Here is a 12,006-nt window from a genome sequence, read left to right as displayed (position 1 = left end):
GCCTCTGTGCGCGAGGGGGGAGTTGAACCCCCACGCCCTTTCGGGCACTGGAACCTGAATCCAGCGCGTCTGCCTATTCCGCCACCCGCGCATTGGGTGTGTCCTCCGGCTCCGGACCCTGTGTTTCCTTCGGGTCGGCGCCTTCCGACATGCAGAACACTAGCACGTGGGAGGAGGTGGGTTCACATCCCTTGTCCGGGGGCAGCGCTCACCCGAAGCACACGTACCGAGCAGTCTGCGGTCACGTATCAACCTCGTACCGGTCCAGGCCATCTGTCCACAGAGGGATCGGGTCCGCAGCCGGGTGCGGGACACTGGTCGTGAGCCGCCTCTACGATCCTTGGCAGCGGAGTGCCGATCCCGACAGGAAGAAGCACGCCGAGGAGTTCGAAGGGGGGGCGCTGGGGGAACCGGCTGATTGCCGGGCGCGTAGATACGATCAGTGAGCAGTAGCGGTAAGGCAAGCCGTACGGGCAACGCGACAGAGGAGGTGCCCTGTGGGAGTCCTGAAGAAGTTCGAGCAGCGTCTCGAAGGTCTGGTCAACGGCACCTTCGCGAAGGTGTTCAAGTCCGAGGTCCAGCCCGTGGAGATCGCCGGCGCCCTGCAGCGCGAGTGCGACAACAACGCGACCATCTGGAACCGCGACCGGACCGTCGTACCCAATGACTTCATCGTCGAGCTGAGCGCTCCCGACTTCGAGCGGCTCAGCCCCTACTCCGGACAGCTCGGTGACGAGCTGGCCGGGATGGTCCGCGACTACGCCAAGCAGCAGCGCTACACCTTCATGGGGCCGATCAAGGTCAACCTGGAGAAGGCCGAGGACCTGGACACCGGCCTGTACCGGGTGCGCAGCCGCACCCTCGCCTCCTCCAGCAACCAGCAGGCCGCGCCCGAGCGCGCGCCCGCCGGCGGCGCCCCGCAGCGACAGGGCGGCTACGGCTACCCGCAGTCCGCCGCGGCCCCGCCCATGCCCAGCTCACCGCCGCCCGGCGCCCCGCAGCGCCCCGCCGGCTACGGCTACCCGCAGCCGGCCCAGCCCGCGGCCCAGCGCCCCGCCGGCCCCTCCGGGCCGGTCGGCGCCCCGGCGCCCGGCTCCCGCACCCGCTACTGGATCGAGATCAACGGCACCCGCCATCAGATCTCCCGCGCGACGCTCGTGCTGGGCCGCAGCACCGAGGCCGACGTGCGGATCGACGACCCCGGCGTCTCCCGCCGGCACTGCGAGATCCGGACCGGAACGCCCTCGACGATCCAGGATCTCGGGTCCACCAACGGCATCGTGGTGGACGGGCAGCACACCACCCGCGCTACGCTCCGCGACGGCTCGCGGATCGTCGTGGGCAGCACCACCATCATTTACCGGCAAGCCGAAGGGTGAAGCGGGGGCAATGTCAGAGCTGACCCTCACGGTCATGCGGCTGGGTTTCCTGGCCGTACTGTGGCTGTTCGTGATCGTGGCCGTGCAGGTCATCCGCAGCGATCTGTTCGGTACGCGCGTCACCCAGCGCGGATCGCGTAGGGAAGAAGGACGCCGGCAGCAGCAGCCCGCCGCCCGGCAGCAGGCCGCGCCACCGCAGCAGCGCGGCCAGCAGCAGGCGGCCGGCAGCGGCCGACGGCGCAACGCACCCAGCAAGCTCGTCGTCTCCGAGGGCACGCTCACGGGTACGACGGTCGCCCTCCAGGGGCAGACCATCACCCTGGGCCGCGCCCACGACTCCACGATCGTGCTGGACGACGACTACGCCTCCAGCCGCCATGCCAGGATCTACCCGGACCGCGACGGCCAGTGGATCGTCGAGGACCTCGGATCCACGAACGGCACGTATCTGGACCGGTCCCGGCTGACGACTCCCACGCCGATCCCGCTGGGCGCGCCGATCCGCATCGGCAAAACCGTCATCGAGCTGCGGAAGTAGTGCTACATCATGGATAGGCGCGAGCGGAGCGAGCACGCGGCGGCGGACCGGACGCCGGTCCCCGGCGCGCTCCCGACCGGAGGGTGGGCACCGTGCGGATGTACCCGGAGCCGACGGGCGAGGTGCGCATGAGTCTGTCACTGCGCTTCGCCGCCGGATCGCACAAAGGCATGATCCGGGAGGGCAACGAGGACTCCGGTTACGCCGGTCCCCGCCTGCTCGCCATCGCCGACGGCATGGGCGGCCAGGCCGCCGGTGAGGTCGCCTCCTCCGAGGTGATCTCCACCCTGGTCACACTCGACGACGACGTGCCCGGCTCCGACATCCTCACCTCCCTCGGCCACGCCGTGCAGCGCGCCAACGACCAGCTGCGCGCCATGGTCGAGGAGGATCCGCAGCTGGAGGGCATGGGGACCACCCTGACCGCCCTGCTGTGGACCGGGCAGCGGCTCGGCCTGGTGCACGTCGGCGACTCCCGCGCGTACCTGCTGCGGGACGGCCTGCTCACGCAGATCACCCAGGACCACACCTGGGTGCAGCGGCTCGTCGACGAGGGCCGGATCACCGAGGAAGAGGCGACCACGCACCCGCAGCGCTCGCTGCTCATGCGCGCCCTCGGCAGCGGCGACCACGTCGAGCCCGACCTGTCCATCCGCGAGGTGCGCGCGGGTGATCGTTACCTCATCTGCTCCGACGGGCTCTCCGGCGTCGTCTCCCACCAGACCCTGGAGGAGACCCTCGCCAGCTACCAGGGACCGCAGGAGACCGTGCAGGAGCTGATCCAGCTCGCGCTGCGCGGCGGCGGCCCCGACAACATCACGGTCATCATCGCCGACGTCCTCGACCTGGACACCGGGGACACCCTCGCCGGGCAGCTCTCCGACACCCCGGTCGTGGTCGGCGCCGTCGCCGAGAACCAGCACCACCTGCACGACAACGGCTTCATGCAGACCCCGGCCGGCCGCGCCGCGAACCTCGGCCGCCAGGTCCCCGGCCAGAGCGGGGGCGGCGAGTTCGGCCCGCCCGGCTCCGGCGACACCACCGGATACACGCCGGCCGGCAGTTTCGACGACTACACCGACGACGACTTCGTCAAGCCCCGCAAGGGCCGCCGGTGGCTGAAGAGATCCTTCTTCGGCATCCTCGCCCTCGCCGTCATCGGCGGGGGCCTGTACGGCGGCTACCGCTGGACGCAGACCCAGTACTACGTCGGCGCCAACGGCGAGCACGTCGCGCTCTACCAGGGCATCAGCCAGGACCTGGCCTGGGTCTCGCTCTCGAAGGTGGAGACGGACCACCCCGAGATCGAACTCAAGTACCTGCCGCCGTACCAGCAGAAGCAGGTCAAGGCCACCATCGCCGAAGGCGGGCTCACCGACGCCCGGTCGAAGGTCCAGGAGCTGGCCGTGCAGGCCTCCGCCTGCAAGAAGGAGTCGGAGCGCGCCGCGGCCGGGTCCAAGACCAACTCCAAGACCGACAAGGGCGGGACCGCGGGCACCACGGGAACCACCAAGACGTCGCTCACGTCCAAGGCCTCGCCAAGCCCCTCGAACTCGGCGTCCTCCACGGCGTCACCGTCCCCGTCCACCTCAGCGACCCCCAGCCCCGGCCCCACCCTCTCGGAGGATGAGCAGAAGGTCGTCTCGCTGTGCGGTAAGCAGTAGGCAAGCCGTGAGAGGCCCTGTCACACGATGAGCAGTACTACCAACACGTCGACGAACCACACGTCCACCATCGGCTCCATCGGCACCCCGAGCCGGCGCAACACCGAGCTGGCGCTCCTGGTGTTCGCCGTCGTCATCCCGGTGTTCGCCTACGCCAACGTGGGCCTGGCCATCAGCGACAAGGTCCCGGCCGGACTGCTGAGCTACGGCCTGGGCCTGGGCCTCCTGGCCGCCGTCGCCCACCTCGCCGTCCGCAAGTTCGCCCCGTACGCGGACCCGCTGCTGCTGCCGCTGGCCACCCTGCTCAACGGGCTGGGGCTGGTGGTGATCTGGCGGCTGGACCAGTCCAAGCGCCTCCAGCAGGCCAATACCTACGTAGAGGCGGCACCACGCCAGCTGCTCTATTCGGCCATGGGCGTCGCCCTGCTCGTCATCGTGTTGCTCTCCCTCAAGGACCATCGCGTCCTCCAGCGCTACACCTACATCTCCATGGCGGGTGCGCTGTTGCTGCTGCTCCTGCCCCTCGTGCCCGGACTCGGCGCGAACGTCTACGGCGCCAAGATCTGGATCAGCATCCCCGGCCTCGGCACGCTCCAGCCGGGTGAGTTCGCGAAGATCGTCCTTGCGATCTTCTTCGCCGGCTACCTGATGGTGAAGCGCGATGCACTCGCGCTCGCGAGCCGCCGCTTCATGGGTCTGTACCTGCCCCGCGGCCGTGACCTCGGTCCCATTCTGGTCGTCTGGTTCATCTCGATCCTGGTGCTGGTCTTCGAGACCGACCTGGGAACGTCCCTGCTGTTCTTCGGGATGTTCGTCATCATGCTGTACGTCGCCACCGAGCGGACCAGCTGGATCGTCTTCGGTCTGCTGATGTCCGCCGCGGGCGCCGTCGGCGTGGCGAGCATCGAGCCGCACGTGAAGATGCGTGTCCAAGCCTGGCTCGACCCCATGAAGGAGTACACGCTCAGCCAAGCCGGTGTGGCCGGGCATTCCGAGCAGTCGATGCAGGCCCTGTGGGCCTTCGGCTCCGGCGGCACCCTCGGCACGGGTCTCGGCCAGGGCCACTCCGATCTCATCGGCTTCGCCGCCAACTCCGACTTCATCCTCGCCACCTTCGGCGAGGAGCTGGGCCTGGCCGGCATCATGGCGCTCCTGCTGATCTACGGGCTGATCGTGGAGCGCGGTGTGCGCACCTCGCTCGCCGCCCGCGACCCGTTCGGCAAGCTGCTCGCCGTCGGCCTGTCCGGCGCCTTCGCGCTCCAGGTCTTCGTCGTCGCGGGCGGTGTGATGGGCCTGATCCCGCTGACCGGTATGACCATGCCGTTCCTTGCCTACGGCGGTTCCTCCGTGATCGCCAACTGGGCCCTCATCGGCATCCTCATCAGAATCAGCGACACGGCGCGCCGCCCGGCGCCCGCCCCCGCCACCAACCCCGACGCCGAGATGACCCAGGTGGTGCGCCCCTCATGAACAAGCCCCTGCGCCGGATCGCGATCTTCTGCGGCCTGCTGGTCCTCACCCTGCTGCTGCGGGACAACTGGCTCCAGTACGTCAAGGCGGACACCCTCAAGACCGACCCGAAGAACCGCCGCGTCACCATCGCCCGCTACTCCACCCCGCGCGGCGACATCATCGTCGACGGCGACCCGGTCACCGGCTCCACGGCGTCCAGCTCCTCGAGTCTCAACGACCTGAAGTACAAGCGGACGTACAAGAACGGGCCCATGTGGGCCCCGGTCACCGGCTACGCCTCCCAGGCCTTCGGCGCCAACCAGCTGGAGTCCCTGGAGGACGGCATCCTCACCGGTGACGACGACCGGCTCTTCTTCCGCAACACCCTCGGCATGATCACGGGCAAGCAGAAGCAGGGCGGCAACGTCGTCACCACCCTCAACGCCGCCGCCCAGAACGCCGCCTACAACGGGTTGAAGAAGCAGGGCGGCAAGGGCGCCGTCGTCGCCCTGGACCCCGCCACCGGCAAGATCCTGGCGCTGGCGAGCTACCCGTCGTACGACCCCTCGGCCTTCGCCGGGACCTCGGACAAGGACGCCGAGGCCTGGAAGAAGCTCCAGAAGAAGTACAACCCGAACGACCCGATGCTGAACCGGGCGCTGCGCGAGACCTACCCGCCGGGCTCCACCTTCAAGGTGGTCACCGCCGCGGCCGCGCTCCAGAACGGGCTGTACACCTCCGCGGACCAGGCCACGAAGTCCCCGCTGCCGTACGTCATGCCGGGTACCACCACCGAGCTGAAGAACGAGGGCAGCATCCCCTGCAAGAACGCGACCATGCGGATCGCGCTGCGGTACTCCTGCAACACCGTCTTCGGCAAGATCGGCGCCGACCTCGGCAACGACAAGATGCTCGCCGAGGCCAAGAAGTTCGGCTTCGACCAGGAGCAGTTCACCCCGGTCCGCTCCAGCGCCTCGGTCTTCTCCGACGACATGAACCAGTCGCAGACCGCGCTGTCCTCGATCGGCCAGTACAACACCGCCGCGACCCCGCTGCAGATGGCCATGGTCGCTTCCGCGGTCGCCAACGACGGCAAGCTGATGAAGCCGTACATGATCGACAAGCTGCAGTCGCCGAACCTCGACACCATCTCCCAGACCGACCCCGAGGAGATGAGCCAGCCGCTGTCCGCGGCGAACGCCCAGATCCTCCAGTCGATGATGGAGACGGTCGTCAAGGAGGGCACCGGTACGAACGCCCAGATCAGCAACGCCACCGTGGGCGGCAAGACCGGTACCGCCCAGCACGGTGTGGAGAACAGCGAGAACCCCTACGCCTGGTTCATCTCCTACGCGAAGCTGCCCGACGGCAGCAAGCCCGTCGCCGTCGCCGTGGTGATCGAGGACGACCAGGCCAACCGTGACGACATCTCCGGCGGCGGCCTCGCGGCCCCGATCGCGAAGAGCGTGATGGAGGCGGTCATCAACTCCAAGAAGTGACCCTGCTCACGTCCCCTTCACATCGGTGCACGTTGACATACCGGTCCTGTATCGGGTTACGGGCTTGGCCAGGTCACACAAACTCAGCCGGGTACGGTAGGCCCGGACGGCAGCCTCCGACCGCACACCCGTGCCGGTCGGGACCGACGGAGAGGGCTGGTAGGGAACTATGGAAGAGCCGCGTCGCCTAGGCGGCCGGTACGAACTGGGCCACGTGCTCGGCCGTGGTGGCATGGCGGAGGTCTATCTCGCGCATGACACCCGGCTCGGCCGCACGGTGGCGGTGAAGACGCTGCGCGCGGACCTCGCACGCGATCCGTCCTTCCAGGCCCGGTTCCGCCGGGAGGCCCAGTCGGCCGCCTCGCTCAACCATCCCGCGATCGTCGCGGTCTACGACACGGGCGAGGACTACATCGACGGGGTCTCGATCCCGTACATCGTCATGGAGTACGTGGACGGCTCGACGCTCCGTGAGCTGCTGCACTCCGGTCGCAAGCTGCTGCCCGAGCGCGCGATGGAAATGACCATCGGCATCCTCCAGGGCCTGGAGTACGCGCACCGCAGCGGCATCGTCCACCGTGACATCAAGCCGGCGAACGTCATGCTCACGCGCAACGGCCAGGTCAAGGTCATGGACTTCGGCATCGCCCGCGCCATGGGCGACTCCGGCATGACCATGACCCAGACGGCCGCGGTCATCGGCACCGCCCAGTACCTCTCCCCGGAGCAGGCCAAGGGCGAGCAGGTCGACGCCCGCTCGGACCTGTACTCGACGGGCTGCCTGCTCTACGAGCTGCTGACGGTACGGCCGCCGTTCGTGGGCGACTCCCCGGTGGCCGTCGCCTACCAGCACGTCCGCGAGGAACCCCAGTCCCCGTCGGTCTTCGACCCCGAGATCACGCCCGAGATGGACGCCATCGTCCTGAAGGCCCTGGTCAAGGACCCGAACTACCGGTACCAGTCGGCCGACGAGATGCGTGCCGACATCGAGGCCTGCCTCGACGGCCAGCCGGTCGCCGCCACCGCCGCGATGGGTTCGGTCGGCTACGGCTACCCGGACGACCAGCAGACGACGGCCCTGCGCTCGGACGCCGGCGCCACGACGATGCTGCCGCCGATGAACCCGGACGACGGCGGCTACGGCTACGACGAGCGCCCGGACCGCCGCCGCCAGCAGAAGAAGAAGAACAACACCTCGACGATCCTGCTCGTGGTCGCCGGCATCCTGGTGCTGGTCGGCTCGATCCTGATCGGCAAGTGGGTGGTGAGCGGCAACGGCGGGGACAAACCGTTCCCCGTCCCGAACTTCGTCGGCTCGACCTACTCGGACGCCCAGGAGATGGCCGACAACTCGGGCCTGAAGCTGGGGACGCCCACCAAGAAGCCCTGCGAGAACCAGCCGAAGGGCAAGATCTGCTCCCAGGACCCGGCCGTCCCCACGAACGTCAGCAAGGGCGACACGATCAGCCTGGTGGTGTCGACGGGCGCGCCGAAGGTCGCCGTCGACAACGTGATCGGCAAGAACATCGACGATGCGACCTCGCAGTTGGAGGACAAGGGCTTCAAGGTCAAGGTGACCAAGACCGTCTCCACCCAGGACGCGGGCACGGTGCTGAGTCAGAACCCCGACCCTGGCACGGAGAAGGAGAAGGGCTCGGTCATCACACTGGAGGTCGCCAAGGCCCAGGCGAAGTCGACGGTCCCGGACGTCAGCGGCAAGTCCTGTGACGAGGCCAAGCAGCAGATGCAGGCGAACAACCTGACCGGCAACTGCTCCGAGGTGGACACCGACGACCCGAACCTGGTCGGCAAGGTCGTCTCGACCGACCCGCAGGCCGGACAGCAGGTCGACAAGAACTCCACGGTGAACATCCAGATCGGCAAGGCCAAGCAGCAGCAGACGCCCGTGCCGAGCGTGGTCGGCCAGACTGTCCAGCAGGCCAAGCAGACCCTGCAGGCGGCCGGCTTCACCAACATCCAGTTCAACGGTGACAACAGCGACAACGCCCGCGTCATCGGCCAGGACCCGGGTGCCAACAGCCCCGTCGACAACCCCGGCGGCACGCAGGTCACCCTCACCACGGTGAACGTCGGCGGCGGCAACAACAACGGCGGCGACAACGGCGGCGGAGGCTTCTTCGGCGGCAACAACGGCTGACGCCGGCCATTCCGTACGACTGAGCCCCGGTGCCCCTCCCGAAAGAAGGGCACCGGGGCTCTGGCCATGTCCCCACTTTTCTCACGAGCAGAAATCGCCAAGCCTCATGAGTTACGCCAGGAATTCAGGCCGAACGGGGCGCCGGTTCAGGACCAGTCGGTGCAGGAGTTGAGCTTGGTGTCGCCTTCGAAGCGGGCTACCTCGACGCCAGTGGCCCAGATGCCCCACGAGGTCTGCGCAGTCGTGCTGAGCGTGAGGGTGTCACCCTTGCCCGTGAGGAGGGAGTGCCAGCTCCACTTCGTCACCGCGTCGGTCCCGATCGCCTTGGTGAGGAGACGGACCGCTACGTGATGCCCGTCGGCAGCCGTGTCCGTCACCGACAGCGCGATCTTGAACTCGGCGTACTGCCAGTTGTCGCCGGTGGGATAGGTGGCGCCCATGCTGCCTCGCGCCCCCGTGGTCGAACAGCTGGCCGTCTCCGCCGCGGAGGCCTGACCGCTGAAAGCGATCGTGGCGACAGCCGCCGCGGCGAAGCCAGCGGCTATTCGCATGCGAGTTCTCATATTGCCCGCTCCCTCTTCGTTGCCATTGGCCCTGGGTGTCTCCAGGGCCAGGACGGACCTGTGATCAACGCAGACGATCTATCAAACATTTGAGCGACTGCAATCGATTTCCGTGTCCATGAGGGGTTTTCAGCCACATCAGCTGACCAGGGGACAGCGTTGCCGTCACGGACTCGGTCAGCCCAGTTCCTTCGGCGGGGTCCGCTTGCTGTCGACCTTCTGGACGCGGACCAGTTCGCCCCAGACCACGTAGCGGTAGCGGCTCGTGTAGACCGGCGTGCACGTCGTCAGGGTGATGTAGTGGCCCGGCTTGGTCCTGCCGGACTCCTCGGGGACCTGGGAGAGGACCTTGACGTTGTACTTCGAGGTCTCGGGGAGGATCGAGTAGGCCTTGTAGACGTACCAGTCGTCCCGGGTCTCGAAGACGATCGGGTCGCCGACCTTGACCTTGTCGATGTTGTGGAACTTCGCGCCGTGGCCGTCGCGGTGGGCGGCGAGGGTGAAGTTGCCCTCCTTGCCGGTGGTGGGCAGCATCGCCTTGGCCGGGTCCGTGTAGTAGCCGGCCACGCCGTCGTTGAGGACGTCCGTCGAGGTGCCCTTCTCGACCAGCACCTCGCCGTTCCTCATGGCCGGCACGTGCAGGAAGCCGATGCCGTTCTTCGTGTTCAGCGCCCCGGGACCGGTGTCCTGCTGGGCCCAGGTGTCCCGGACCCGGTCGCCCTGCCGGTCCGCCTTGCGGTCCGCTATGACGTTCGTCCACCAGAGCGAGTAGACGACGAACAGGCCGAGCACCAGGCCTGCCGTGATGAGGAGTTCACCGAAGACGCTGACCGCCGTCGCGACCGGGCCGATCGGCCGGCGGCCAGGCCCCGGCACCACGTCCTGCGCGTCGCTGTGCTCTTCGGTGTCGTCGGCGGTCGCTGCCACTGTTCCTCTGCCTCTGCCCTTACTCGACGAGCGCGTCTGGCTTGCCCTTGCTGCGCGGGCGTTCCTCGACCATCTTGCCCCACACGATCAACCGGTACTTGCTGGTGAACTCGGGTGTGCAGGTGGTCAGCGTGATGTACCGGCCCGGCGTGGTGAAACCCGATCCCTTCGGGACGGGGTCCAGCACGCTCACGTTGCTCGGCGACGTCACCGGCAGCATCGACGTCACCTTGTACACGAAGTACTCGTCCTGCGTCTCGACCACGACCGCGTCACCGGCCGTCAGCCGGTTGATGTACCGGAACGGCTCGCCGTGCGTGTTGCGGTGCGCGGCCAGACCGAAGTTGCCGGCCTTGTCCTGCGGCATCGCGGTCTTCAGGACACCCTCGCCGTAGTGGCCGACCATGCCCTTGTCGAGGACCTTCTTGTTGCTGACGCCCTCCGCTATCGGCGCCACGACGTCCAGTTTGGGGATGTGCAGGATGGCGAAGCCCTGTCCGGGGGCGAAGACGCCGGGGGCCCGCTTGCCGCTGGCCCAGTCCTTCTGCAGGCTGCTGGTCTCGCTGCCCGCCTGCGCGTGCGCCCGGACGTTGGTCCACCACAGCTGATAGGTGACGAACAGCAGCATCAGCACGCCGGTGGTGATGAACACCTCTCCTATCGCGCGGCTCGCCATGACGGCCGGGCTCGGCTTGCGCAGCTTCGCCTGCCGACGGGCCTCGACCCGGGAGAGCGGACGCCCCGTCGGACCGTCCTCCGGCGGCGCGCCCTCCGGTGCCCCGGCGCGGCGGCCACCGCGCCGCCTGGCGGCCTTTCTGCGGGCCGCTCGGCCGCCCCCTGGGACTCCGGAGGCCTGTGATGCTGCCGCGCCCTCAGAGGCCGACACGGGCGGCGGATCGGGGATCCGCAGCGCCACGGTCGCGTCGTCCACCGGTGGGAGGTACGCCGTGTCCCCGAGCGCGCTCGGTCCCCCGTACGACTGATCCCCGTACGAGGTATCGGTCTCGCGCTCGGGGCGCAGCGCGGTCACGCCGAGGCCCTGCCCACCACCGGGGCGAGCCCCGCCGACCTCGCCACGGCCCGCTGGTCACCGCACTCCGCCAGCCAGTTGGCCAGCATCCGGTGCCCGTGCTCGGTCAGAACCGACTCGGGATGGAACTGCACTCCCTCGACCGGGAGTTCACGGTGCCTGAGGCCCATGATGATCCCGTCGTGGGTGCGGGCCGTGACCTCCAGTTCGGCCGGTACGGTGGCCGGCTCGGCCGCGAGCGAGTGGTAGCGGGTCGCGGTGAACGGGCTCGGCAGCCCGGCGAAGACCCCCGTGCCCTCGTGCTCGACCAGCGAGGTCTTGCCGTGCAGCAGCTCGGGGGCCCGGTCCACCACACCGCCGTACGCCACCTGCATGGACTGCATGCCGAGGCAGACGCCGAAGACCGGCACCCCGGTGGCCGCGCAGTGGCGGACCATCTCCACGCAGACGCCGGCCTGCTCCGGCGTACCGGGGCCGGGCGACAGCAGGACGCCGTCGAAGCCGTCCTGGGCGTGCGCCGTCGACACCTCGTCGTTGCGCAGCACCTCGCACTCGGCGCCCAGCTGGTAAAGGTACTGGACCAGGTTGAAGACGAAGCTGTCGTAGTTGTCGACGACGAGAATCCGCGCGCTCACTGGTTGTCCACCGTCACATCGTTGAAGGGCAGCAGTGGTTCGGCCCAGGGGAAGACGTACTGGAAGAGGACATAGACCACGGCCAGGACCAGCACGAGTGAGATCAGCGCCCTCACCCACACACTGCCCGGCAGATGCCGCCAGATCCAGCCGTACATGCC

The 12,006-nt window shown here is 68.4% G+C and carries 11 protein-coding genes and 1 tRNA gene; 6 read left to right on the top strand and 6 right to left on the bottom strand.

Annotated elements, in window-relative coordinates:
- Window positions 1-7 precede the first annotated feature (7 nt).
- Window positions 8-91: transfer RNA gene (locus ACIRQ9_RS01765), tRNA-Leu, on the bottom strand.
- Window positions 92-497: 406 nt separating this feature from the next.
- Between ACIRQ9_RS01765 and ACIRQ9_RS01760 the strand changes: the two genes are divergently transcribed.
- From ACIRQ9_RS01760 to pknB, 6 genes are all read left to right on the top strand, one after another.
- Window positions 498-1,379 (top strand): FhaA domain-containing protein, encoded by an 882-nt coding sequence (locus ACIRQ9_RS01760; RefSeq protein WP_404166007.1) that lies wholly within the window; start codon window positions 498-500, stop codon window positions 1,377-1,379.
- Between the two features lie 10 nt (window positions 1,380-1,389).
- On the top strand, window positions 1,390-1,917 hold the full coding sequence (locus ACIRQ9_RS01755) for an FHA domain-containing protein (protein WP_404166005.1): 528 nt from the start codon (window positions 1,390-1,392) through the stop codon (window positions 1,915-1,917).
- Window positions 1,918-2,015: 98 nt separating this feature from the next.
- A complete protein-coding gene (locus ACIRQ9_RS01750) occupies window positions 2,016-3,581 on the top strand; it encodes a Stp1/IreP family PP2C-type Ser/Thr phosphatase (RefSeq protein WP_404166393.1) in 1,566 nt (521 codons plus the stop codon).
- A 27-nt stretch (window positions 3,582-3,608) separates the two neighbouring features.
- The gene (locus ACIRQ9_RS01745) at window positions 3,609-5,051 is read left to right on the top strand and encodes an FtsW/RodA/SpoVE family cell cycle protein (RefSeq protein WP_404166003.1); all 1,443 of its coding nucleotides are present in this window, start codon (window positions 3,609-3,611) and stop codon (window positions 5,049-5,051) included.
- The gene (locus ACIRQ9_RS01740) at window positions 5,048-6,532 is read left to right on the top strand and encodes a peptidoglycan D,D-transpeptidase FtsI family protein (protein ID WP_404166001.1); all 1,485 of its coding nucleotides are present in this window, start codon (window positions 5,048-5,050) and stop codon (window positions 6,530-6,532) included. Before ACIRQ9_RS01745 ends, ACIRQ9_RS01740 begins: the two co-directional genes overlap by 4 nt.
- 169 nt (window positions 6,533-6,701) lie before the next feature.
- A complete protein-coding gene (gene pknB, locus ACIRQ9_RS01735) occupies window positions 6,702-8,690 on the top strand; it encodes a Stk1 family PASTA domain-containing Ser/Thr kinase (RefSeq protein ID WP_404165999.1) in 1,989 nt (662 codons plus the stop codon).
- A 146-nt stretch (window positions 8,691-8,836) separates the two neighbouring features.
- Here pknB and ACIRQ9_RS01730 read toward each other — a convergent pair whose 3' ends face one another.
- The 5 genes from ACIRQ9_RS01730 to ACIRQ9_RS01710 form a co-directional block, all read right to left on the bottom strand.
- The gene (locus ACIRQ9_RS01730) at window positions 8,837-9,241 is read right to left on the bottom strand and encodes a hypothetical protein (RefSeq protein WP_404165997.1); all 405 of its coding nucleotides are present in this window, start codon (window positions 9,239-9,241) and stop codon (window positions 8,837-8,839) included.
- Window positions 9,242-9,430: 189 nt separating this feature from the next.
- Window positions 9,431-10,180 carry a class E sortase gene (locus tag ACIRQ9_RS01725; RefSeq protein ID WP_404165995.1) on the bottom strand — a complete coding sequence of 250 codons (750 nt, stop codon included), beginning with the start codon at window positions 10,178-10,180 and terminating at the stop codon, window positions 9,431-9,433.
- A gap of 19 nt (window positions 10,181-10,199) precedes the next feature.
- On the bottom strand, window positions 10,200-11,210 hold the full coding sequence (locus ACIRQ9_RS01720) for a class E sortase (protein ID WP_404165993.1): 1,011 nt from the start codon (window positions 11,208-11,210) through the stop codon (window positions 10,200-10,202).
- Entirely contained in the window at window positions 11,207-11,845 is a 639-nt protein-coding gene (locus tag ACIRQ9_RS01715) for an aminodeoxychorismate/anthranilate synthase component II (RefSeq protein WP_404165992.1), read from the bottom strand. Before ACIRQ9_RS01715 ends, ACIRQ9_RS01720 begins: the two co-directional genes overlap by 4 nt.
- Entirely contained in the window at window positions 11,842-12,003 is a 162-nt protein-coding gene (locus ACIRQ9_RS01710) for a hypothetical protein (protein WP_339130468.1), read from the bottom strand. The genes ACIRQ9_RS01715 and ACIRQ9_RS01710 overlap by 4 nt, the downstream gene beginning before the upstream one ends.
- Window positions 12,004-12,006 lie beyond the last annotated feature (3 nt).

This window comes from Streptomyces sp. NPDC101237 (assembly GCF_044767465.1).
GTDB lineage: Bacteria > Actinomycetota > Actinomycetes > Streptomycetales > Streptomycetaceae > Streptomyces > Streptomyces gramineus.
Note: the sequence above shows the minus strand (reverse complement) of the source record. Positions and strands in the feature narration are given on the sequence as shown.